At 58.0% G+C, this 23,481-nt stretch carries 23 protein-coding genes and 1 pseudogene; 8 read left to right on the top strand and 16 right to left on the bottom strand.

The window, feature by feature from the left end:
• The first annotated feature begins 5 nt into the window (after positions 1-5).
• Positions 6-782, top strand: a complete 777-nt coding sequence (locus tag CPH17_RS18600; protein ID WP_096300790.1) for a creatininase family protein — start codon at positions 6-8, stop codon at positions 780-782.
• Positions 783-825: 43 nt separating this feature from the next.
• On the opposite strand, the gene ribA is transcribed toward CPH17_RS18600, so the two are convergent.
• A complete protein-coding gene (gene ribA, locus CPH17_RS18595) occupies positions 826-1,926 on the bottom strand; it encodes a GTP cyclohydrolase II RibA (protein ID WP_096300789.1) in 1,101 nt (366 codons plus the stop codon).
• A gap of 25 nt (positions 1,927-1,951) precedes the next feature.
• Between ribA and CPH17_RS20075 the strand changes: the two genes are divergently transcribed.
• A complete protein-coding gene (locus CPH17_RS20075) occupies positions 1,952-2,839 on the top strand; it encodes a RibD family protein (RefSeq protein ID WP_331710478.1) in 888 nt (295 codons plus the stop codon).
• A gap of 96 nt (positions 2,840-2,935) precedes the next feature.
• On the opposite strand, the pseudogene CPH17_RS20325 reads toward CPH17_RS20075, so the two are convergent.
• The 4 genes and pseudogenes from CPH17_RS20325 to CPH17_RS18575 all read right to left on the bottom strand — a co-directional run.
• Positions 2,936-3,691 (bottom strand): annotated as a pseudogene (locus tag CPH17_RS20325) (lysylphosphatidylglycerol synthase transmembrane domain-containing protein); the annotation flags it as partial.
• 82 nt (positions 3,692-3,773) lie between these two features.
• The gene (locus CPH17_RS18585; protein ID WP_096300787.1) at positions 3,774-5,720 is read right to left on the bottom strand and encodes a glycosyltransferase; all 1,947 of its coding nucleotides are present in this window, start codon (positions 5,718-5,720) and stop codon (positions 3,774-3,776) included.
• Positions 5,717-6,115, bottom strand: coding sequence for a 6-pyruvoyl trahydropterin synthase family protein (locus CPH17_RS18580; protein ID WP_096300786.1), 399 nt, complete (start codon positions 6,113-6,115; stop codon positions 5,717-5,719). Before CPH17_RS18580 ends, CPH17_RS18585 begins: the two co-directional genes overlap by 4 nt.
• An 11-nt stretch (positions 6,116-6,126) precedes the next feature.
• Positions 6,127-7,122: a zinc-dependent alcohol dehydrogenase gene (locus CPH17_RS18575; protein ID WP_096300785.1), complete on the bottom strand. Its 996-nt coding sequence runs from the start codon at positions 7,120-7,122 to the stop codon at positions 6,127-6,129.
• A gap of 245 nt (positions 7,123-7,367) precedes the next feature.
• On the opposite strand from CPH17_RS18575, the gene CPH17_RS18570 reads away from it, so the two are divergent.
• Positions 7,368-8,093 carry a CDP-alcohol phosphatidyltransferase family protein gene (locus CPH17_RS18570; RefSeq protein ID WP_096300784.1) on the top strand — a complete coding sequence of 242 codons (726 nt, stop codon included), beginning with the start codon at positions 7,368-7,370 and terminating at the stop codon, positions 8,091-8,093.
• A 12-nt stretch (positions 8,094-8,105) separates the two neighbouring features.
• Here the strand turns inward: CPH17_RS18570 and CPH17_RS18565 are convergent, their stop codons facing one another.
• Positions 8,106-8,576: a GFA family protein gene (locus CPH17_RS18565; protein ID WP_096300783.1), complete on the bottom strand. Its 471-nt coding sequence runs from the start codon at positions 8,574-8,576 to the stop codon at positions 8,106-8,108.
• Positions 8,577-8,800: 224 nt separating this feature from the next.
• Between CPH17_RS18565 and CPH17_RS18560 the strand changes: the two genes are divergently transcribed.
• Complete coding sequence (locus CPH17_RS18560) at positions 8,801-9,463, top strand: phosphoribosyltransferase (protein WP_096300782.1); 663 nt, start codon at positions 8,801-8,803, stop codon at positions 9,461-9,463.
• Here CPH17_RS18560 and CPH17_RS18555 read toward each other — a convergent pair.
• Positions 9,460-10,428, bottom strand: coding sequence for a LysR substrate-binding domain-containing protein (locus tag CPH17_RS18555; protein WP_074395707.1), 969 nt, complete (start codon positions 10,426-10,428; stop codon positions 9,460-9,462). The two genes, CPH17_RS18560 and CPH17_RS18555, sit on opposite strands and share 4 nt — an antisense overlap.
• Before the next feature lie 102 nt (positions 10,429-10,530).
• Here CPH17_RS18555 and CPH17_RS18550 point away from each other — a divergent pair, with 102 nt between their 5' ends.
• The gene (locus CPH17_RS18550) at positions 10,531-11,490 is read left to right on the top strand and encodes a sodium-dependent bicarbonate transport family permease (RefSeq protein WP_074395706.1); all 960 of its coding nucleotides are present in this window, start codon (positions 10,531-10,533) and stop codon (positions 11,488-11,490) included.
• Here the strand turns inward: CPH17_RS18550 and CPH17_RS18545 are convergent.
• Both CPH17_RS18545 and CPH17_RS18540 read right to left on the bottom strand, forming a co-directional pair.
• A complete protein-coding gene (locus CPH17_RS18545; RefSeq protein ID WP_096300781.1) occupies positions 11,463-14,651 on the bottom strand; it encodes an efflux RND transporter permease subunit in 3,189 nt (1,062 codons plus the stop codon). The two genes, CPH17_RS18550 and CPH17_RS18545, sit on opposite strands and share 28 nt — an antisense overlap.
• A gap of 6 nt (positions 14,652-14,657) precedes the next feature.
• A complete protein-coding gene (locus CPH17_RS18540) occupies positions 14,658-15,845 on the bottom strand; it encodes an efflux RND transporter periplasmic adaptor subunit (RefSeq protein WP_096300780.1) in 1,188 nt (395 codons plus the stop codon).
• Between the two features lie 452 nt (positions 15,846-16,297).
• Here CPH17_RS18540 and CPH17_RS18535 point away from each other — a divergent pair, with 452 nt between their 5' ends.
• Positions 16,298-17,254 (top strand): AraC family transcriptional regulator, encoded by a 957-nt coding sequence (locus CPH17_RS18535; protein WP_096300779.1) that lies wholly within the window; start codon positions 16,298-16,300, stop codon positions 17,252-17,254.
• Here the strand turns inward: CPH17_RS18535 and CPH17_RS20145 are convergent.
• Positions 17,251-17,526 carry a hypothetical protein gene (locus CPH17_RS20145; RefSeq protein ID WP_197703499.1) on the bottom strand — a complete coding sequence of 92 codons (276 nt, stop codon included), beginning with the start codon at positions 17,524-17,526 and terminating at the stop codon, positions 17,251-17,253. The two genes, CPH17_RS18535 and CPH17_RS20145, sit on opposite strands and share 4 nt — an antisense overlap.
• A gap of 125 nt (positions 17,527-17,651) precedes the next feature.
• Here CPH17_RS20145 and CPH17_RS18525 point away from each other — a divergent pair, with 125 nt between their 5' ends.
• Entirely contained in the window at positions 17,652-18,896 is a 1,245-nt protein-coding gene (locus tag CPH17_RS18525; protein WP_096300778.1) for a cation:proton antiporter domain-containing protein, read from the top strand.
• On the opposite strand, the gene CPH17_RS18520 is transcribed toward CPH17_RS18525, so the two are convergent.
• From CPH17_RS18520 to CPH17_RS18495, 6 genes are all read right to left on the bottom strand, one after another.
• A complete protein-coding gene (locus CPH17_RS18520) occupies positions 18,893-19,255 on the bottom strand; it encodes an iron chaperone (RefSeq protein WP_096300777.1) in 363 nt (120 codons plus the stop codon). The genes CPH17_RS18525 and CPH17_RS18520 overlap by 4 nt on opposite strands.
• Before the next feature lie 94 nt (positions 19,256-19,349).
• Positions 19,350-19,772, bottom strand: coding sequence for an MAPEG family protein (locus CPH17_RS18515; protein WP_096300776.1), 423 nt, complete (start codon positions 19,770-19,772; stop codon positions 19,350-19,352).
• Between the two features lie 46 nt (positions 19,773-19,818).
• Positions 19,819-20,508, bottom strand: coding sequence for a DUF899 domain-containing protein (locus CPH17_RS18510; RefSeq protein WP_074395699.1), 690 nt, complete (start codon positions 20,506-20,508; stop codon positions 19,819-19,821).
• Between the two features lie 321 nt (positions 20,509-20,829).
• On the bottom strand, positions 20,830-21,219 hold the full coding sequence (locus CPH17_RS18505) for a VOC family protein (protein WP_096300775.1): 390 nt from the start codon (positions 21,217-21,219) through the stop codon (positions 20,830-20,832).
• A 71-nt stretch (positions 21,220-21,290) separates the two neighbouring features.
• Positions 21,291-21,695: a VOC family protein gene (locus CPH17_RS18500; RefSeq protein WP_096300774.1), complete on the bottom strand. Its 405-nt coding sequence runs from the start codon at positions 21,693-21,695 to the stop codon at positions 21,291-21,293.
• Between the two features lie 460 nt (positions 21,696-22,155).
• Positions 22,156-23,115, bottom strand: a complete 960-nt coding sequence (locus CPH17_RS18495) for a LysR family transcriptional regulator (RefSeq protein ID WP_096300773.1) — start codon at positions 23,113-23,115, stop codon at positions 22,156-22,158.
• Positions 23,116-23,233: 118 nt separating this feature from the next.
• Here CPH17_RS18495 and CPH17_RS18490 point away from each other — a divergent pair, with 118 nt between their 5' ends.
• On the top strand, positions 23,234-23,458 hold the full coding sequence (locus tag CPH17_RS18490) for a hypothetical protein (RefSeq protein ID WP_096300772.1): 225 nt from the start codon (positions 23,234-23,236) through the stop codon (positions 23,456-23,458).
• The last annotated feature ends 23 nt before the right edge of the window (positions 23,459-23,481 follow it).

Below are 23,481 nucleotides of genomic sequence, written 5' to 3'. Positions count from 1 at the left end.
AACCAATGATTCACCACTGGCAAATGCTCACCGCATCGCAGTTAGCCGAGTTCGCTCAACGTGACCCGGTGGCGGTGTTGGTGCTTGGCGCCATTGAACAACACGGCACCCACCTCCCTTTGGCAACAGATCTGACCATCGGTGAAGGCCTACAAAGCGCCATGCTGGAACAGCTAGCACCTTGTGTTGACGCACTCTGCCTACCGCCGATCGCCGTGGGCGCCAGCGATGAGCACGCAAGCTTCCCGGGTACGCTTAGCCTGCCTGCGCCGCTGGCCATCGCCACTCTGGAGGCCTACGGCGATAGCCTAGCCCGCACAGGAATTCATCGTCTGGTGTTAATTAACAGCCACGGCGGTAACAAAGCCGTTATGGACTTGGCTGCACTAACGCTGCGCCGCCGCCATGGCATGCGCGTGGTAAAAGCGACTTACACCCGCTTGCCGCCGCTTGACGATGCGATTGACGCGGATGAACTTCGTAACGGCTTGCACGGCGGCGCGCTTGAAACCGCCATGATGCTGCACTTAGCCCCGACGCTGGTTCAACTAGACGGCTACCAAGCCCCCTCGCCTGTGGCTTATCAAGGCGAAGGGTTGTTAGCCCCCGAGGGCGCCGCCGCCTTCGCCTGGCTAGCGGAAGATCTAAGCGCGCAAGGCGTCGCGGGTGATGCACGCCAGGCAACCGCCGAACTAGGCGCGCGTTTGGTTGACCATTACGCCCGCCAGTTGGCCAGGGTGGTGACCGAAACCGCCAGCCTGCCGCCACTTAAAAAGGCTTAGCGCTGACAACTTAGGCTTCTTCCTTCTTCCTTCTTCCTTCTTTCTACTTACTACTTAATACATCTTCCAAAAAGTGCCCGGCCCGGGTGGCTTTGGCATTGAGATAACGATGGTTCTGGTCGGTCAGACGGCCATAAAGCGCCTGGCGAGCGACTACCTCAATCCCACCCTCGCTGAGCGCCTGCATCTTCAATGGATTATTGGTCAATAACTGCACGCGGGAGATACCCAGAGCACGCAGCATGTCGACCGCGACGGCATAGTCACGCTCATCATCGCCAAACCCCAGTACCTGATCGGCGTCGACCGTATCCAAGCCGCCATCTTGCAATGTGTATGCACGTAGCTTGTTAGCCAGTCCAATCCCCCGCCCCTCCTGGGCCAGATACAACAGCACGCCACCCCCCATCGCCTCAATATCGGCGACGGCATTGCGCAACTGCTCGCCACAGTCGCAGCGCAGGCTGCCAAACAGGTCGCCGGTTAAACACGCAGAGTGCATACGTAACGGCACGGCCTCGGTGTTTTCCTCAGGACGTCCAATCACCACCGCGACGTGCTCACGCAGCCCGTCTGGCTCACGAAATAACACAAACCGGCTCTCAGCAGCGTTTTCTAATGGAATAGTGGCCTCGCTGACGCGCTTTAGCATGCCCGGTGCACCGGCAAGGCAGGTTTCAGCATCATGGGCGTCTACCGCGAGCAATTCGCCTTTTGCCAGCCGGTGGGCGATGCCTGCTGCTGCCTTATCACTGACAACGGCTATCAACGCGGCAGGGATTAGCAGAGCCCGGCGCATCAATGCGACCGCGCCCCGCTCACCCATGCCGGCTGGCTGCAGGCCGCTCAACCAGGCAGGTGCTTCATCCTCACTTAGCTGTCCCACCGCAAGCGCGTTTAGGGCCTGCTCGTCGATATGGGTAGCCAAGGGTAGATGCGCGGCGTCCGCGGTGATAGATACGCCTATGGCCTCTAAACGATGTCGCGTTAACACTAGCGATGGACGAGAACCGGACAAATGCGCCAATTCGTTAATTGACTCACCGCCCTCCAACGCCTGAACCAGCAGTTGCTGTTCACCCGCTTTAACCACCACGGGAAGTCCTCGTCTAATATCAAAAATGGCGCGTTCAATGTGATACATAGAAGTCTCCTGACTGACTGGCGCGATGGGCGGATGGCGCTTGCGCTGGGCCACCGTGCAACGCATGATGCAACGGTTGATCCCACACGGAGGCGTCATGCCCGACTCCATGGAACGTACGAATCGAGTGAGCCCCCACGCTTGCATCATCCCAGACACTATCTGGCAGCAACTGCTGGCGGGGTACCCTCTGGATGACGGGCAGACGATATCCGATGAAGCCAACGAACTGGTGAGCTGCCTGGCTCCCCTGGCGACAACAGCGTCGTGGGTGGTGGCACAGCTGGGACAAAGCCTGGATGGGCGGATCGCCACCCAAAGTGGCCACTCCCACTACATCAATGGTCGGGCTAGCCTGGTGCATCTGCACCGGTTGCGGGCACTGGCAGATGCGGTGATTATCGGCGCCGGCACCGCCGACGCCGATAATCCGCAATTGACCGTGCGTCACGTTAGCGGTGCCCACCCCACGCGCGTGGTGCTGGACCCGCGTGGCCGTGTGCCGATGGGTCGGCAGCTGTTCCAAAGCGACCTTGCGCCCACGCTTCATGTGGTGGGACCTGACGCTTGCCTTCCTGTCCCGCCCGATGCGGTGGAGCGTTGTGTGCTGCCGCTGGATCGCCGCGGCCAATTTGTGCCCCGCGATGTGCTTGAGCTGCTCGACACGCACCAATTGCGCCGGATTCTGGTCGAAGGCGGTGGCATCACGGTCTCGCAGTTTATCGAGGCGGGAGTAGTGGACCGGCTGCATTTGTTGGTCGCCCCGCTGCTGATCGGCTCGGGCCGCCCCGGCTTGCAAATGACCCCGATCGAAACGCTGGACAGTGCGCTGCGCCCTGCCCTGCGAACTTTCCGCTGCGGAGAAGACACCCTTTTCGACGTTCTGCTTCGCCCGGCCGCTTTCGGGAGGTAGCGCAGACTGACGGTGGCCAATGGCCACCCAAAGGCCCGGCAAACTGGCAAGCAGCACGATCACCCCGTAGGCCAGCGATACCGCTACGCCCTGCGCAGCAGGCAAGCCCACCCAGGCCCACACGCCCGCGGCCGCACCTTCACGTACGCCCCAGCCAGCAACCGAAACAGGCACTAGCATAGCGAGCAGCACCACGGGTGCCAGTGCCAGCAGGCTCAGCACTGGCAGTTCAACGCCAATTGCCCGCGCCGCACACACCATCACCACCCCATAGCTGACCACAATCGTCAGCGAGGACAGCAGTTGGATAGGCCAAACGCCAGGCGTTAATAGTCCACGCTGGATATCGCTTCCAACGTCCAGACACCAGCCGGGTAACGTTACCGCCCACTTAAGAAACGCCAGACTCAAAGCGACCGCTATAAGCCCTGTTGCCAGCAGCGCCACCAGGCCGATGGATAACCATGCAGACCAGCCCAACGCCGCGTGCCACAGCGGCGACAGCGCAAGCGCCACCAACGTCAGCAAGGCTAAAGCCAACTGCCCCGAGATACGTTCGATAATCACTGCGCGCCAGGCACGCCCTCGGGAAGCTGACTGGGCGGCATGCCGATGGGCACGGCCCACATCACCCAATACGCCCCCCGGCAACAGTTGATTAACCAGCAAGGCGAGGTAATATTCGCGCAGCGCGTAACCAAAGCGCATCGGTACCTGTATTAATTTGGCCGTCAGTTGCCATCGCCAGGCGCTGAGAGCTACCTGACCCACGCTAATCAACAGCGCCAACAGCACCCAGCTTGGCGACAACTGCTGAACCTGCGCAAAAATCGCCTGGGGTTCGACCCACATCGCAACCGCCCCCAGCAACAAACTGCTGACGGCCACGCGGCGTAACCACGGGGAGCGCCACCATTGTGCATTCGCCATGGCGTTACCCCTGCCCCTGGGGTTGAACTTCCATGGGCAAAGCCAGCAGGTCACGGTGGCCGACCCAAATACCCAGTTCACCGCTGGCGACAGCATGACAGCGCTGCACGGCCCAGTTGGCAATGCGTACAGCGGCCTCAGGCGCGTGCTCGCTAGCTGCCGTCGCCCAACCGTCAATCAATGACGCCATCAGTGGCCGATGAGCAGCATCTTCCACGGATAGCTGCCATGGCGTATTGGCTTCTTCAATGCGGTAATTGACGCCCTCAAAGGCAGCGGCCAGTGTTGCATGGGCGTGGCCGCCCTGTGCCTCACCGAGGCCTTTGTCGCGCTGTTGGTGAGCGCAAAATAACTCAAGCACCAACCGGTCTTCGTCGTCGGCAATAGGCCGCTGATGGCGATCGGTAAACCACCATTCACCGCTAACGCTAAGCGCCATGAGGAGTCCCTGGCGGTGCCTCGCGCAGTGGGCAACCAACGCGTCGATCCAGCGTTCAGATACCAAATCGAGCAACGCCGATGCAGTGATCAGATGGGCACCGTTCAACGCTTGCGTATCGAGGTGGGCGAAAGATGCCGCCTGGGTTTCGGCGACAATCGACTGCCCGTCTGCGTCGCGCAGGGTCATCAATCTCGCCCGGGCTTCGCTGAGCAATGTCGCGTCGTGGTCGATCAAGGTCCAGGTTTGCGGGCCAGGTAGACGGGGGGCCAGGTAGTGAACATTACTGCCCCGGCCACAGCCAAGATCCACCAGCCGATAAGGACCGGGGCAAGCAGCTAGCCACTCTCCGGCCAGCATGGCCAAACGCTGGGAACGCGCGGCACGATCCACGGGTTCACGCAACGCCAGCCACGAGGCTGCAAACTCGCTACCCGAGGCCATAGATACAGGCGCTGACGTCAGTGCACCGGCAAACGCCGTGGCAGCATCCTGCCAGTCATTAAGCGCTTGGCGGGCTTCAATGGCCCCTTGACGCAGCGATGCGCGCAACGGTGCATCATTGCAGAACTGCTCAATGGCGTGTTGCAGGGCCTCTACGTCGCCTGGCTCCACACTCAAGCCAGCACCGGCAGGCAAGGTATCGCGCAGCGCGCCGCCGGTGGTAGTGATCACCGGCAGGCCATGGGCCAGCGCTTCGGTCACCACCATCCCGTAACCCTCGTACCAGGAAGGTAGCACCAGCGCATGGGCGCGCTGATAGGCCGCTTCGAGGGTGTCGCTGTCGCATTCACCATGCAGGGTGACATTCGCTTCAAGATCGTGAAACTCGACCAAATACTGCAGCCGCAGGGTGAACTCGGCATCCCGCGCGCCACCGTAGCAATCGCAGCGCCATCCGCTCGCGTCAAGGCCCGCCAGCGCTTCAATCAACACATCCTGCCCTTTGCGAGGCGTTAAGGTGGCCACACACAACAGCCGCAACGATTCACCCGCTTCACAGGCTGGGCTAACCGGCGCCTGCTCAACGCCGGGTTCGACGACGCTGATGTTGGCTCTTAGCGGTATGGCGTAGTCATCGGCAAGCGCCGACAAGCGGCGGGCGGTAAAGTGGCTGGTCACAATAATGCGCGGTACAGCAGCAAGCGCGTGCAGTTCGTTGCGGTGTAGCCTCTGCTGGTCAGCCGTATTCAGTCCCAACTCATCGCCCAGCGGGTGATGCACCAGCGCAGTGATGGCCAGGCGCTCGGTGTGGCGGGCTACCACGTCGGGCAGTGCTCCCATGGCCAATCCATCAATGACCACGGCGGCGCCATCAGGCTGGTTTGCCAACGTTTGCTCAAGTGCCCGGGCCGCGCTTTCGTCGGCATCGGGGAACGTGCCTTCCAGGCCGATCACCTCAATTGCCCAATGCTGAGCCCGCAGCGCCTCGACGATATGGGCATCGTAAAGGTAGCCGCCGGTACGCTGGTCAGGGTCGCCGGCCACAATCAAGCTGAACCGCTGATTCATAGCGCGCCTTCGTAGCTTGCCCAGGCCACATGCGATTCATGCAGTTTGACTTCCAGATGGGTCAACCCACGGGCCGTCGTGCCCATCTCACCGGCGTTAATCGCCGCGGCGAGCTGGTCGAAAATCACCTTGGCCATGAACTCGGTGGTGGTGTTCTTACCCTGAAGCTCGCTCACTTCGTCCAAGTTCTGGTAGTTGTAGCCCGCCAGCACCGCTTTTACGGTCTCGCTCGCCAAGCCAATATCGATGACCAAGCCATCGTCGTCCAACTCGGGACGCTGGAAGATCACATCCACCACATACGTCGCGCCGTGGGTACGTTGGGCAGGGCCAAAGATTTCACCCTTGAAACTGTGGGCGATCATAAAGTGGTCACGGACACATAAGCGGTACATAGACACTCCTGTCATGTTGTCATTACGGGGGGATAACGCAGCCGGTGGCACAGCTCAGTGCTGCCGGCTGAAAACAACCGTGGGGCCAGGTCGGGCATGCTGGCAAAGTCACTTTCACCGCTGATCAGCACATCCAGGCGGTCGTCCACCAGCAGATTCAGCGCCAAGCGCAGACGCCGTGAGTAATCCCACCGCGGGCGTAATTTAGGTGGCAGCTGGCCCACCTGGCTGGCGCGTAGAGTAAGTCGCTGGGAATGGAAAGCACCGCCTAGCGGCAGCGCCAGTTCGGCTTCGCCAAACCAACTCATTTCAATAATGCGTCCTTCGCTACCTACTAAGCTAAGTGCTTGGCGCAGGCCATCGGGATGGCCGCTGGCGTGAATGACGCAGTCCTGTTCAGCACTGGCCTCATCAGGCAGACAAAAAGGTACGTTCAGTTGCTTCGCCAGTGCTTCGCGGCAGGGATTAATATCTACCAGTTGCACCTCGACGCCTGGTATCTGGGCGCATAAATAGGCTACCAGCGCGCCAACCACACCGGCACCAATTACGCTGATACGCTCGCCTAGTGCCGGTTCTGCATCCCAAACGCCGTTAATCGCGGTTTCCATATTGGCGGCCAGTACGGCGCGCTCAGGCGGCACATCATCGGGAAGCCGTGTCACGGCAGAAGCAGGCACCACGAACTGGTCTTGGTGGGGAAACAAACAAAACACCCGCCGATCTATCAAATGCCGGGGCCCATGCGTTACATAGCCGACATTGGCGTACCCGTATTTGACCGGCGTAGGAAAGTCGCCTGACTGGAAGGGAGCCCGCATGCGGGTGAACTCGCTTTCCGGCACGCGAGCATGAAACACCAGCGACTCGGTGCCACGGCTTATCCCGCTGTAAAGCGTACGTACAAGAACATCGTCCTCGCCCGCAGCGGGCAACGCTTCTTGTCTCAGCTCACCGCAGCCTGGGTAAGTCACCCAAAATGCAGTGGCATTGTTGATTTCACTCATCAGCACCCCTTCCTTGTGCCACTCGCTTTTCCTGGAGTCTGCCGTTGTGCAAAGCGGGGCCAGATAGAACGGACTGGCTTCGAATTGTGTTCACTGGGCTGACCTTTTTAGCGTAGCGTTAAACAAATGGATATTCGACATGGCACCACTAGACAACCCTACCTTCTTCTACAAGAATGGTACATATAAAAATATTTGCATCGAATTATTTTATTAGTGCGATGATCGTAATGGCAGGAGAAGCCATGCATTCCTTCACAAACACGCCAACCATCTCAGCAGCCAAACGATGTCAGACAGCCATGGAAGTAATTCTGGGCGGTATTGCGCTGGGGCTTTCGGGCTGGCTATTACCTTCACTGATTTCTGGGCCGTACAATTGGGTCATCGCCGTTTTGTGTTATGGGCTAATCAGTGGATTGGTGATTACTTACTGGCCCTATGGGTCGCTTGGCTGGGCAAATCGGATAACGTTGGCCCGAGCGGTGCTGGTCGCACTGGTGGCGGGCGCTCTCGCTTCCCAAGCCTTTGCCACTTCGATATGGTCCTGGCTGGCCATTGCCGTGCTTGCCCTCCTTCTGGATGGCATTGATGGTTGGGTTGCGCGTCGCACGCACAGCTACTCATTATTCGGCGCGCGCTTTGATATGGAACTGGACGCCCTGCTGATCATGCTGCTCTGCGTAGGGCTGTGGCTTGACTTGTTAGGCGAGTGGGTGCTGCTAATTGGCGGTATGCGGTACCTGTTTGTGGCTGCAGGCTGGCAATTCACATGGCTCTCACAACCGCTTTTTGTAAGCATCCGCCGCAAAGCCGTGTGTGTGTGGCAGGTAGCCGCGCTGCTGCTGGCCTTAACGCCGTTAACTTCGCCCTTCGTTGCAGGGCTGCTCGCGTTAAGCGCGCTGCTGTCTTTAATCTACTCGTTTGGGGTCGATGTGTGGTGGTTGTACCGTCAATCGCACGCTAAATAGCGCCTACTGGCGTTATCGCTCCAAGCCCAGGCGTTGATGCCATTCGGCCAGGCTTTCGTCAGGGTAAGCATAGAAGCACTTGTCCTGGATCTGCGCGTTCACCTCAACCCATTCCGCCTTGCTGCCCAGCATCATATGGGTAAGCTTTGGCGGTGAGGGTAATGGTGTATCAATCGCCGAGGCGAAAGGGTGAACAAGCTCAGGCCATTCGGGATCGTAAACCCAGAGGGCACTGGCGCACCGCTGGCAAAAATGCCTCTCCCCTGTGCTTTGCTCCCCATCTATGACGGCTTGGTAGATAGCAATGTGCTCCTTACCGCTAATCCTGAGCGTATTACTATCCCCGCTGAGATTGATCGCGTAGCCACCACCGCCCGCTGTTTTGCGGCATACCGAGCAGTAACAGCGATTGAAAGGGAAAGGGTGGGATGATTTCACGCTGAACGTGACGGCCTGGCAATGGCATGACCCTTCTAGCAGCATCGTAACGCCTCCTTTGCGACTGTTATTAACGACGATTAACTAACAAATCGCATGGGCTTGGATAAGCCGGTACTTACTTACTATAGTCAGACTAGCGTTTATCTATAGTTGACTTGGGTGACGCTCGTTGCCCACCCCCACGTTAACGAAACGTCAGCAATAACTTTAGGACTGAAAACGCCCAAGGGAGGACCAAGCACGTAGTCGTTTGTTAGGAGCTGCTTATGTCCAAACACCGTGAGCTATTCGATAATCGACGCGAGGCAGGACGCCAGCTTGCCAAGGTATTATCCGGCAAACACTATGACGTTATACTTTCCCTACCGCGCGGTGGTGTGCCGGTGGCCTACGAGGTGGCGATCACCCTCCCATGCCCACTTGATGTGGTGGTAGTACGCAAGATAGGCGCGCCTGGACAACCCGAGTTTGGATTAGGCGCGGTTGTAGATGGGGATCCACCGCAGGTGGTACTGACACCGAGAGCAGTTGAGCTATTTCAACCATCCGAAGATTACCTTGAAGCCGAGACTCAGCGCCAGCTAGAGGAGATTGCCCGCCGTCGCCAAGCCTACATCGGCAAGCGCCCGCCGATAAACGTCAGCGGCCGCCATGTATTACTAGTGGACGACGGTATCGCCACAGGCGGGACCGCCAAAGCAGCCGTTAGAGGGCTACGCCTGGCGGGAGTCTCCACGGTGACCTTGGCAGTTCCTGTCGCCCCTCAGGCTGCAGTGGATGAACTGGCAACTGAGGTAGACGACTTGATTTGCCTAGCGACGCCTGAGCCTTTTAACGCCGTGGGTATGCACTATCACGACTTCACCCAAACCAGCGATGATGAAGTCATTGCGTTATTGCAGGCAGCGCGTGATTTGTTGAGCAACTAACCTCGCTGGCCACTCGAGGCTATGGCACCAAGCAGTTCAGCCACAGCCATCTCGCCTTCAGGTTCGTCAAATGCCTGGGCCAGCGAGCCTTGTACGAAGCTTAAAAAACGATAGGCAGCTGGCGGTAGGCGGCGCTGGCGACGTACCACAAAGTGCCAGCGACTTTTTAGTGGAAAGCCCGGCAAGGACAGCTCTTGAACGCCTTTGGGGGAATCCGCTACCACGTGGCGGGACAACACCGCCAGGCCCATGCCTGAGGCCACTGCAAGGCGAATCGCCTCGTTGCTGGCAATCTGCTGAGTGGAACGCAGCTCAATGCCCGCACTGTAAAGCCAGGCATCAAAGGTATGCCGGGTCGCGGAACCCGGCTCGCGCAGCAGAAAACGCTCGTCTTTCAAGGCCTCCATGGTGAGGCCTTTCACATCGGCCCAGCGGGATGTCTCCGGCCCCACCACTACCAACGGGTTGCTCAGAAATGGGGCGGCCAGCACATCGTCATCCGAAGGCGGATGACTAAACACATAGATATCATCCTCATGGCGCTCAAAGCGATTGAGCATCTGCTGACGATTACCGATCTCTACCGTGGCATCTACTTGCGGGTTAGCCTGACTAAACGGCCCTAAAAGGCGGGGTAGCACGTACTGCGCGGTGTTGACCAAGCCAATGCTGAAGTGGCCACGGCTGCCACGGTTGTATTCATCCAGATACTGGCTAAACACATCGGCACGGCTGAGTAAGTCCTGACTTAGCTGGTAAAGCGCCTGGCCAACCTCCGTGGGCACCACGCGCCCTTCTTCCTGGCGAACAATGGGTTCACCAACAATTTCCCGCAGACGTTTGAGCTGCTGAGATACCGTCGGCTGGGTCAGATGAAGCCGATTGGCGGTGGCCGTAATCGAACCCGTGCGCACTACGTCGGTATAAACCTGAAGCAATCGAAAAGTTAGTTGGCGTATCTTCATGCTGAGATTATAGATAATTATCTATAACTATATAAAGTTTATTTGTTTTCATCAATTACTAGACATCGCTACAGTGGCTGCCCCCCCTCAAGGAGAGTTGCCGTGCCTGATATTGTGGTCATGTTCTTTGTATTAGGTGTTGTCGCCGGCGTGGTGCGCTCCGACCTCAGCATTCCCAAAGCCGCTTACGACATTCTAAGTCTGCTGTTGATGCTGACCATTGGCCTTAAAGGCGGCATGGCGCTGCACGGCAGCTTAAGCACCTCACTGCTGATCGAATTGGCCGGTGTCACGCTCTTGGGCATCATCATTCCGCTGGTGGTGTTTCCGGTGGTTCGCTACCTGGTGCGGCTGTCGCTTGCCGACAGCGCCAGCCTGGCCGCCCACTACGGCTCGGTGAGCGCCGGGACCTTTGCCGTTGCCTTGGCGTACACCGAAGCGCATGATCTGGTGACCGGCGGGCAAGTCACGCTTTACCTGGTACTGCTTGAACTACCCGCCATCATGCTCGGGCTATTGCTCTACCGGCGCTTCAGCCGCGGTAACCGCAGTGCCACAGCAGCAGAGCTGAATAAAACGTCAGGGCTCTGGCACGAGACCCTGACCAATCGTGGCGTGATTCTGCTAGTGGGCGGCGTTTTGATCGGCTGGCTCTATGGCCCGAATGCCGGTGAATCGGTGACCAGCCTTTATACCAACGCCTTCCAGGGCATCCTGGCGCTGTTCCTGCTGGAGATGGGCCTGGTCGCCGCAGAAACGCTGCGCAGCCTGCGCTGGGGGCACAGCCGCCTGATCATTTTCGCACTGACAGCACCTATCGTACTTTCCAGCTTTGGCCTGATGATGGCGTTCTGGCTTGGGCTGCCCGCTGGCTCCGCGGTGATACTCGCCAGCCTTACCGCCAGTGCCTCTTACATTGCCGCGCCTGTCGCCGTGCGTGCCGCTATTCCAGAGGCCAACATTGGTCTTGCCATGTTGGCCTCACTGGGTCTCACCTTCCCGTTCAATGTGTTGATTGGTATACCGCTCTATCATCAACTTTGGGGGTGGCTGGCGGGGTAAGGTGTGGTGTCCGAGGTAGCGCTGTGATGGCTAACAAGCGGCCGAGAACCGGAGAGCTTGCGCAGCGCCACATAGAATACCGGGGTCAGGAACAGGCCGAACAGCGTCACCCCAATCATGCCGGCAAACACCGCCGTACCCAGCGCCGCCCGCACCTCGGCGCCAGCGCCGGTGGCAACGACCGAAGGTAACACCGCCGCCGTGAAGGCGATCGAAGTCATGATGATCGGCCGCAGCCGCAACCGGCAGGCTTCCAGGGCCGCTTCCACCACGCCCTTGCCCTGCAGTTCCAGCTCCCGGGCGAACTCCACGATCAGGATGGCGTTCTTGCACGCCAGGCCAATCAACACCACCAACCCCACCTGCACGAAGATGTTGTTATCGCCCCCGCCAAACCAGACGCCAATCAGCGCCGCGAGCATCGACATGGGCACGATCAGAATCACCGCCAGCGGTAGCGTCCAGCTCTCGTAAAGCGCCGCCAGCACCAGGAATACCAGCAGGATCGACAGCGGGAAGACCACCAGCGCCGCGTTACCCTGGGTGGATTGCTGGTAGCTCAGATCAGTCCACTCCAGCGCCATGCCTGGGGGCAGCAGCTCTTCCGCCAGGCCGTTGATAGTATCCATCGCCTGGGCGGAAGAGAGCACGCGGGGGTCGAACTCACCGGCCAGATCCGCCGCCGGGTAGCCGTTGTAGCGCAATACCGGGTCGGGGCCGAAGGTCTGGCGGATATCCACCATGGTGCCGATGGGCACCATTTCGCCCTGGTCGTTACGGGTGCGCAGCCGGGCGATGTCTTCCACGCTGGCCCGATAAGGAGCGTCCGCCTGGGCGATCACCTGCCAGGTGCGGCCAAAGCGGTTGAAGTCATTCACATAGGTCGAACCCAGATAGGTCTGCAGGGTGTCGAACAGCTCTGTCAGAGGCACACCCTGGGCCTTGGCCCTCAGACGATCCACTTCGGCATCCAGCTGCGGGACGTTGGATTGATAGCTACTAATCGGAAAGCCCATCCCCGGCGTTTGCGCAATTGCGCCCTGGAGCTGGTTCACCGCCTGCTGCAATGCCCCATAGCCAAGGTTACCGCGATCCTCGATAAACAGCTGGAAGCCAGATCCGTTGCCCAGACCCAGAATCGGCGGCGGCATAAAGGAGAACGCAAAGCCTTCTTTCAAGCCGCCAATGCCCTGGTTGATGCGAGCGTTTATTTCCGCAGCGCTGAGGCTGCGCTCACCAAAGGCGCTGAGGGTTAGAAAGGCCACCCCGGTGTTGGAGGTGTTGGTGAACTGCAGCGCGTTCAGGCCGGGAAAGGCGATGGCGTGCTCCACACCGTCGGTTTCCATGGCGATATCCACGACGTCCTGAAGCATCTGGTCGGTTCTCTCCAGCGACGCCCCTTCCGGCAGGATGACGCCCGCAATCAGGTACAGCTTGTCCTGCACCGGGATAAACCCGGGCGGCACCGCCTTGAACATCACGCCAGTGCCCAGCAACAACAGCGCGTAGACCACAAACACCGCGCCACGATGCTTCAGGGAGCGGGCCACGCCGCCCTGGTACTTGTTGGAGCTGGCGTTAAAGAAGCGGTTGAAGGGCCGGAAAATCCAGCCAAACAGCGTATCGATCACGCGGGTGAGTCGATCCTTGGGCGCGTCATGGGGCTTGAGCAGCATCGCGGCCAGCGCGGGCGACAGGGTCAGCGAGTTGATGGTGGAGATCACCGTGGAGATGGCAATCGTCACCGCAAACTGGCTATAGAATTGACCGGTCACCCCCGAGAGAAAGGCCATGGGGATAAACACCGCACACAGTACCAGCCCCACCGCGATGATAGGCCCGGAGACTTCTCTCATGGCCTGATGGGCGGCGGCCTGGGGCTTCAGGCCTTCCTCGATATTCCGCTCGACGTTTTCCACCACCACGATGGCGTCGTCCACCACGATACCGATGGCCAGCACCAGGCCAAACAGGGTCAGCGTGTTAATGGAGTAGCCCAGTAAGTAGAGCGCCGCGAAGGTGCCGATCACCGAGACCGGCACCGCCAGCAGTGGGATAATGGAGGCACGCCAGGTCTGCAGGAACAGCGTGACGACCAGCACCACCAGCAGCACGGCTTCCAGCAGGGTGGCGATCACCGACTTTATCGAGTCATTGACGAAGATGGTGGTGTCGTAGACCGCTTCATACTCCACGCCGTCCGGAAACTGTTCGGACAGCTCGTCCATGGTGGCGACGACCTGCTCGCGAATCTCCAGCGCATTGGCCCCCGGTGCCTGGAAGATCCCCACACCCACCGCGTTGTTGCTGTCCAACTGCGAGCGCAGCGTATAGTCCCCGGCGCCCATTTCCAGCCGGGCCACATCCGCAAGCCTGAGGATCTCGCCGCCCTCACCGCGCTTCAGCACGATGTCGCCAAACTCCTCCACCGTTTCCAGCCGCCCTCGGGCGTTGATCAGGGTGAGGAAGTCACTGTCCTCAATGGGTTCGGCCCCCAACTGCCCGGCAGAGACCTGCACGTTCTGTTCGCGCATGGCCCCGACCACATCGCCGGCCGTCAGGCCACGGGCGGCGATTCGTTCGGGATCAAGCCACGCCCGCATGGCGTAATCACCCCCGCCGAAGATTTGCGCGTCCCCTACCCCTTCGAGCCGGGCCAGTCGATCACGGACATTCAGCCGTACATAGTTTCGTAGGTAGAGGGTGTCGTATTCACCGCTGGGCGAGGTCAGGTGAACGACCATCAGAAACGTGGGGGACTGCTTCTGGGTGGTGACGCCCTGCCGACGCACGGCTTCCGGCAGCCGGGCCTCGGCCTGACTGACGCGGTTTTGCACCCGAACGGCGGCCTCCTCGGCATCAGTACCCGGGCGGAAGGTGACGGTCATTTGCAGCACACCATCAGAGCCCGCCACGGACTTGAGGTACATCATGTCCTCAACGCCATTGATGGCTTCTTCCAAGGGCGTGGCGACCGTTTCGGCGATCTCCTTCGGGTTGGCGCCGGGGTAAACCGTGCGCACCACCACGGAGGGCGGCACGACATCCGGGTACTCGCTGATCGGCAGGTTGGGAATCGAGATCAGCCCCACCGCCAGAATAATAATCGACAGCACCGCCGCAAATATCGGTCGGTCCACGAAGAAACGCGAAAAATTCATGGCGGTTTAGTCCTCCCTGGCAGCAATGGCGGGTTGTGCGTCAGCAGTCGGGGTGGCGGACACCGTTTGAGGGCTCACTTCCATGCCCGGCATAAAGACTTTTTGCACCCCGTTGACGATTACCCGATCGCCAGCAGCGAGCCCTTCGCTGATGACCGTGCGTTCATCCACCTGGCGCCCTGTGGCGACCGGGCGCCGCTGGGCCAGATTGTTCTCATCCACCACGTAGACGTAGCGGCGATCTTGGTCGGTCAGCACCGCCTTGCCATCCACCAGCAATGCTTGCTCCAACCGCGCGACCGGCATTTCAACCCGCGCAAACTCCCCGGGCCGAATGCGGCCGTCCGGGTTGTCCAGCACCGCCCGGAACTGCAGGGTGCCGGTGTTGGGGTTCAAGCGGTTGTCGATAAAGTCCAGGGTGCCTTTGTACTGGCGCTCTGGGTCGCCGCCCAGCTCGATATTCAGGCTGTTCGACGCGTCACCGGTGAGGAGTGTCTGGCTGGCAAAGGCAGCCTGTTCGTCAGCCTCGAAGTAGACGTGTATCGGATCGATGCTCACCAGCGTGGTCAGCAGGCTCTGGTCGGCACTGGCCAGATTGCCCAGGGTCACCATGGCCCGGCCGGCGCGACCGCTGACGGGCGCCGTGATTCGGGTATACTCAAGATCAAGCTCGGCGGTATCCAGGGCGGCCTGGGCGGCATCCACCATGGCACGCGAATTATTCAGGGCCGACTGACGCTGGTCATGCACCTCCTGAGAAATGGCCTGGCGGCCCAGCAGCACGCGTGCGCGCTCGGCTTCGCTTCCGGCCTGGGCCAGTTGGCTTCTGGCCTGGGCAAGATCCGCCTGGGCGGCGCCAACCCGCGCTTGATAGGGCCGCTGGTCGATCTGGAACAGCAGATCTCCTTGCTCGACCAGCTCGCCCTCCTCGAACGCCACTTCCTGGATATAGCCGCTCACCCGGGCTCTTAGCTCGACCGTTTCGGCGGCTTCCACCCGGCCGGTAAATGACTCGCTCAACACCACCGGCTGGGCGACGATTTCCGCCACGTCGACTTCAGGCGGGGGCGGCGCTGCAGGCGCTGCGGCCTCCTCGCTCTGGGCCTCGCACCCCGTCAGCAAGGCCGTCAGCAGCAGAAACGGGATCACCGCCCGGCGGCTTGCCAGACGGACGCTTTGATACAAACTTCCCATGATGAATTGCTCCAGTGGCTACCGAACCCCGGTAGCAGCGTTCGTTATGGATGTCGCACCGCGCGGGCGGTTGACGATTCACTAGTCGTTTAAGCGCTGTCAGAATCGACAGTCATTTATTGTCATCGGGAGGGACGAAGGAGCTGGCATGGACGAGCAGTTGGTTACTGTCTATCCGACGTTACTTACCATAGGCGAGGTAAGCGCGTTCGAGGTAGCGGGTTCCTGCGGGATGATTGCCTAATTCTGTCGCGGCGTATGAAAGACGATACAGGGAGGTCGCGTCAGCACATCGGCCTGTTTCTGACCATGGGCTTGATGACGATCTGATGACATACCACATGGGTTGTCGGTTTCTGCGGGGTGCTTGCCTGATTCTGCAAAACACACTGAAAATACCTTCGATTAGTGGGGCGAAGGCATATACTGGAAGCTGTTAGGGAGGAGAGCCATTGACCGTTATCGCACCTGAGCAGATCACCCATTTCAGTGACAGCCTGCCCCAGCTGGGCCAGGTCGTCCGCCGCTGGTCGCCCCTGGAAGATATTCAGGATACGGCGATTGCCGAGGTCCAACTGGTGCGCGTTGATGCCCCCACCAGCTTTCACTGCGCGGTTTACGAACCCTGCCTGTGTTTTGTCATTCAGGGCAGCAAGACGGTGTTGCTGGGGGACAAGGAGATCGTTTACAGCGGTCCGAGCTATATGGCGAGCGCCGTTCACCTGCCGGTCGTCGGTCGGATCGATCATGCCGCCCCGGAGCAGCCCTTCCTGGCGGTAAAGGTCAGGGTCGATCCTCAGGAGGTAGCCGGGCTGATACTGGAACTGGGCGACAAGGCACCGTCTGCTGGCCATGACGCCATCTGCTCCGAGATGGACTGCGGCCTGAAATCTGCGCCCATGGATGCCCGTATGCAGGGTGCGCTTTACCGCTTGTTAAGCCTGCTCGACGCCCCAGAAGATATACCGGTGCTTTCGCCCCTGGCACGGCGGGAGCTGATCTACCGGGCGCTAATGGGCGAAATGGGGCCGCATATGCGCCGCTTTGCCGCCTCGGACTCCCAAGCCAATCGGATCGCGCAGGTCATCTACGCCCTCAAAGAGCATTATGCGCAGCCGCTCAAGATCCGTGAGCTGGCGGCGAGCGCCAATATGAGCGAGTCGACGCTTTATCACAGCTTCCGCCAGGTCACCCGGATGTCGCCCCTGCAGTACCAGAAGAAGCTACGCCTGCACGAAGCCCGGCGGTTAATGCTCGCCGAGGGGCTTGAGGCGGCCACCGCCAGCTACCGGGTGGGTTACGAAAGCCCCTCCCACTTCAGCCGCGAATATAGCCGCATGTTTGGCGCGCCGCCACGGGCTGACGTTAGCCAGTTGCGGGGCACGCAGGCAACATCGGTGCCTGCCTAAGCAGCTGGGTGATTGGCGCCCGGCGCGTTCTTCTCGAAATGACGTTCGGCGCTAGCTTCACGCCTTGTCAACTGCTTCGGTAGATAGCCGCGGGCGGCATAGGCAGGGAGATTCGGATACTCATTGCGCAAACCCAGCCCATTCAGTCTGCGCAGAACCTGCACCATCAAAATGTCCCCCGCGCTGAACGCATCGTCGAGCCAGTCGGCTTTTCCAAAGCGATTATAAAGCTCGACTAGCCACCACGGATAAGGATCCCCGACGCCAAACAAACGCTAATGCCATAGAGCTTCAGCCGAATAACTTCGATGACAGCCCTTGAAGTCCAGCACATGGAAGCCAAACTAACAAAGCTCTATTGGACTTTCCTGAGCCCCAATCCGAAAAGAGGCGTAGCGTGAGTGAATTCAACATCTCCCTAGCGCTCGTTGGCGCCACAGTACTAGTTATTGGGATGGTTTCCCGCCTGCTGAACCGAAGTATTCTGTCGCTGCCCTTGCTAGCATTCCTGCTAGGAGTGTTGGCAGGCCCCATATTGGGCTGGCTGGACCCTACCGGCTGGGGCCATGAGATGAAAATCCTGGAGGAAGTCGCTCGAGTGAGCCTGGGGGTCAGCCTGATGAGTATCGCCCTGCGTCTGCCGCCACGGTTCGTATTCAACCAAGGCCGCCCCCTGACAGTGATTCTGGCGCTCGGAATGCCCCTGATGTGGCTGATAAGTAGCGGGCTGGCACTAGGGTTTCTCGACGTGGCGCTAATGACCGCGCTCATGCTGGGAGCCTCTGTTTGCCCCACTGACCCGGTAGTCTCCAGTTCAATCGTGACTGGCGGGGTGGCCACCGACAACCTGCCTGACCGTTTCCGCCATACCCTGTCAGCGGAGGCTGCCCTTAATGACGGTCTGGCCCTGCCGCTAGTCATGTTGCCGATTCTGCTGATCAAAAGTTCTGATACCGCGCTACAGGAATGGTTTGTCCATGTTCTAGGCTGGCAAGTGCTGGGGGCGGTTGCGATTGGCGCCCTGCTGGGCTACCTGGCTGGCACGGCCCTGCGCACGGCGGAAGCCCGCAACCTGATCGACCAGCCTTCTTTTCTGGTGACTACTCTGGCGCTGACATTGCTGGCCTTAGGCGCCGCCAAGCTCCTCGGCACGGACAGTATTCTGGCGGTGTTTGCCACCGGCATTGCCTTCGATCAGCGGGTGGACGGCAAGGACCGTAGTGAGGAAAGCGAAATTCAGGAGGCGGTAAACCTGTTCCTCACCCTGCCGGTCTTCATGCTAGTGGGGCTTATGATCCCCTGGTCGGGCTGGCTGAACCTTGGGTGGGCTGGGTTGGGGCTCACCCTGGCGGTGTTGGTGCTACGCCGCCTCCCGGTGATACTGCTGTTACGCCCTGCCATCCGGCTTTGGCGGGACCTGCCGGTAGCGCTCTTGGCTGGCTGGTTCGGGCCCATTGGTGTGGCGGCGGTTTTCTACGCCATGCTGGTCTACCACGAGACCGGCAATGATACGATCTGGGTAGTTGCCAGCCTGCTGGTGGCCGCCTCACTGGTAGTGCATGGCATGACTGCCGCGCCCATCGCGAAGTACTACGGCCGTCGTTATGGGGATCATTTGCCAATAGAGCAGAAGGACCATTAATCCAGCTCAGCAATCCTAGCTGTTACTAGGTCAGTTAATAACTTTTCGTCAATTTTCCAGTCGTTAGGTATTTGAAATAAGTTTTTCTTAACAATGTACCCTTCGCTTTCAAGTCTCGCCTTGAAGTCCTCAACTACCTTGGCACTCCAAGGGGCAAGCGCAAGATGATTTTTCAACGCCGAAACACCGAACACGTAATCACTGCCTCTACAAATCTGAGGGACATTCCACGATAGTTTGCAATCCAAGTCAGGAAAATTCTTGAGGATAACGTCAATAACATCCCTGAGAGTATTTCCCTGCTTTGAGTCCAATGAACTCAGGTAATCTTCAACTGAATTAAACTTTTTCGAAGTCATGCACTAAGCCTTTTAATTTTAATTAAAACACCCAATTAACTGCGCAATAAAAGCGAAACCACTAGTCGGTTGTCGGCCACTCTCGAGCGCCTGGTTAATGAAGCGCCGCCATAATCAGGCCACACATCAGAAACATGCACCCCACGCCGACGAAATACGCCATCGTCCGCCATGGCTGAAGCCCTGCCAACAGGCACAAGGTGTGCACGTAACGGGCGCCGGTAAACGTCAAAAAGAGCCAGACCGCCAAGCCTGGCGCAGCACCCACCCACACGTAAGCAACCCCAAGCGCCAGAAAGATGGGGATATTTTCAACATCGTTTGACCAGGCACGCGCTGCCCTTTGTACCTGGGGCAATTCCTCCTTAGCGGCTTCCCTGCCCACAAAAGCGGCATCTTCGGGGATCTTGAAGGTCATCTTGGTGATGCGATGAAATCCTTGATACACCGAAATGGCAAACATCTTAAGAAAAAGTAGTACCGACGCGATGGCGTACCAATACACTGCGTTATCCATTGGCCTCTCCTTGGCTTTTAAAGCCCTCCAGTTCTGCTTATGGATTTCAGAGGTCGTATTCGTCGTGACGACGAGTCCAACCATACGGTTCAGTCTGCGGCCAGCCTTCCGGAGAGTCTTCCCAGGTCTCCTGACGCCCAAACGGGGTTAAGTCTAAATAGGTCCAGAGGCTGCCGAGATATTCGACGCCACGTGCCCCTGTAAAATAACTGCGATATATGGCATCACCGTCACGAAGAAACACACTGGCACCGTGCCTTTCGCCATCATCGGTGGTTACGCCAACATCATAGTTAAAATCGCTTTCGTAAGACGAATACCATGGAATGGGATACGTCCATCCCATCCGCGACCTGTACTGCTTGAGCTTTTCCAATGGGGCGCGTGACACCATCACCAGCGTGGTATCGCGGGCATGCAGATGGGCCGGATGTGTCATGGCATCGGCAACCCAGGAGCATCCGTCACAGCCCGCGCTCCATTCAGGGGCAAACATGAAATGATAGACAATGAGTTGACGACGCCCTTCAAACAGGTCAAGCAAAGACACTGTGCCGTTATCGCCCTGAAACGCATAGTGCTTAGCTACCTTAACCATCGGTAACCGCCTACGCTCTGCATTTAGCGCGTCACGTGCACGAGTTAGCGCTTTCTCTTTTATAAGCAGCTGATCCAGCGCTACTTTCCACTCTTCTGAAGATACGACACTCGGCAACGGCTGTTTAGTTGTGGTCATTAACAGGCTCTCCTATGTATTCCATGTGCGCCTTCTCATCGCACCAGCACTGACAAACTTCACCAAAGTAGTGAAGACCCTTATGCTGCCAAGCGTCGATTGTAGGCAGCTAATCATCAATGTTGTTCATCCACGAAATCATTGAGCCCACCCAAAACGGGCTGCGATCGAATGACCGAACTATTACCTAGTCGTTCGAGAGTGAGCGAAATCGACAAGCTTCGATGTATTTTCTTATTCTCAATGGCCGTCATAAGCGACTCAAGGAACGAGCGGCCGGCATCTACAGAGGGTGATTTAATGGCTTAGTTATCTACTTTGCTACTCTTGCGGGTACACAACAAATGCCAACTTGTTACCATCCGGGTCACGCACGTAGGCTGCATAAAAACCTTCAGCATACTGAGGCCTGTAGCCAGGCGCTCCTTCCGAGTTGCCACCGTGATTCATGGCAATTTCATATAGTCTGTCAACAACTCCGGGGTCATGAAACTGGAAGGCAGTCATCGAACCGTTGCCAACGCTCGACGTCTTCCCATCAAAAGGATACCCAACAAAGAATCGGGGAAAACTCATATCCTCCCCTTTACCGTATGAAACAGATGATTCATCTTGCCAGCATAATTCCAAGTTCATTTCTGCAAAAAGTGGGTCGTAAAATTGCAGGGCTTTTTCCAGGTCTCTCGTGCCCACCATCGTATAAGCAATCATGAGAAAATCTCCTCTCGATATAAGTTACGACGACATTGCGTTCATCACCTGCTGTTGCCATTTATTGGGCATTACTCCACATGGCCGTAACCTCCTTCAGCAAACGCTAGTAGACAGAACCCATTTCCAAAGGGGTCGCTCATGGTTGCAAGCCTGCCCCAAGCGTAAGTCTTGATTTCCCCTTCCTGGGAAGCGCCCGCCGACACTGCCTGTTTTACTGCCACGTCTATATCTTCAACAATGAAATCCAGATGTACTGGTGTCCAATGGCGCTTATAGTCACGCTGGTGGGAAGTACCGGGGGCAGCAGCGCTCGCTTCAGGCTGCTCGATCAGATAAATGGGCGCAGGTCCTCCTCCCATTTCTGCAACCGTATCGCCAAATAGTCGCCGACTAAGCTGCAAACCAAGCCCACTCTCGTAGAAGGAGATGGCTTTCCCAAGCTCTTTCACATCAATGTTTACCATGAACTGCATACACAACCTCAACGATCTACTCGATGCCTGAAGTAACCGATGCCCGTCAGGATATCCAGTGCAATGCCGGTCGTTACCCTCTAGTGTCTCAACAACCCTGACTGGAGTAGCAAATTTTGCGAGTCATATCACGATGTCGCGTCTTATATAGCGCGCCCCTGTGGTCCTAACGCAGCGAAATGAAGACAAGGGGCCGAGTGATCATAACCAGTTCATCGGCAAGGTTCTGATTCATGGTCACTTCCCCAGTTAACGATCAGCTTTGCGGTAATTTTGGAGCAACAAAGCGATAAAAAATTATCCGGCAACAGCGGCTGGCTAAATTGCTATCGTGCACCTTCACGCCCCATCCCAAACAGGTAAAATAATCACAACATCAGTATGAACCGAATATCGAAATACGTACTTACCGAAGGACCACTAACCGCAATGCACTCCCTGCGCAGTTTGAAATAGCTGGCTAGCGCAATAGTGGCCCGGCCAGCCGCTGTTTCTGCATCTGAACAGCTTCCATCAAAAAGTCCTTCAGGGCGTGAATCTTCACCACACCTCTAAGATCTGGATGCATCAGAAACCATAGGCCGTATTCAAGTTCGGGGATAGGATCGCTGAGCTGGATAATTTCCGGATCATTGTCCGCCAAATAACACGGTAAAACGGCTAACCCCATGCGAGAGCGAATAGCGCTAAGTATGCTGACCAAGGTATCAACACGATAGATGCAGGCCGCCTTCAGCTCGTGCCTGGCCATCCACTGGTCTAGCGCTGAATCCTGCAGTCGTGGCCCGGCACCAATCCACGGTTGGCTGGCAAGGGTGTCAATGGAGGCCCCTGGCGTTAGACCAAGGCTACGATGCCCATAGACAGCCTGGCCGATCGTTGCCAGGCGCCGACCAATCAGGTTATCCGGCGGAAGGTTGGAGGGGCGAATAGCAACGTCTGCCTCTCTGCGCGTCAGGTTGAACAACTGGTTAGAGACGGCAACATCCAGAACAATGGCCGGGTATTTATCCTGAAATTGCGTGAACAGAGGCGCCAGCAGCCCCATCAACAAGGAGTCCGTTGTGGTGGTATAGATTTCTCCACTGGGCTCCAAGTCGCGACCAGCGACTTTACGCTCCGCGGCCAGTGCGGCCTCATCCATAATCCTAGCCGTATCGGCAAGCTCTTCCCCTGCCAGCGTGGGCCGGTAGCCGGTACGGCTCCTCTCAAAGAGAGTAACGCCCAAGCGCTGCTCAACTTCACCCAGCCGCCGGAAAACAGTGGCATGACTGACCCCCAAAACGCGTGAGGCGCCAGAAAGCGAGCCTTCAGTCGCGATGGCAAGGATGATCTCGAAGTCATTCCACGCCAGATAACTGCGTGTTTTTTGTGTGGTGATCGAAGGCTGCTTGCCCTTTCTTACTGTTCGTTTTTGCAAAGTCCGCGCTCATATTTATGGAATAGCTTGCGTATTAGAACAATACTAGCATCTCCCTAACGCAACAAGATAACCAAAACGTCCTGCTACCAAGGGCGGCGTTATGGAGGTCAGAGGCATGATGAAATCAAAAGAAGTGCAGTCCTTTAACGCCGGTGGTCTATTAACTCACCGGAATAATGTAGACGTTAAAAATAATAGCGTCGACGACCAGGGAACCATCCCATTGAGATACCAAGATGGGATGGGGGGCATCGATATTGAGCAGGTACGGCGGGATCAGCGTCAGGCTCAGCAGCAGTTTATCCGGGCGATCCTAAGACATCTGCGCCGCCAGCGCTGAGAAGCACCAGGGGTGCCAGTGTA

The organism is Halomonas sp. hl-4, from assembly GCF_900215475.1.
Lineage (GTDB): Bacteria > Pseudomonadota > Gammaproteobacteria > Pseudomonadales > Halomonadaceae > Vreelandella.
The sequence above is the reverse complement of the archived record's forward strand: the minus strand, read 5'-3'. Positions and strand labels throughout refer to the sequence as shown.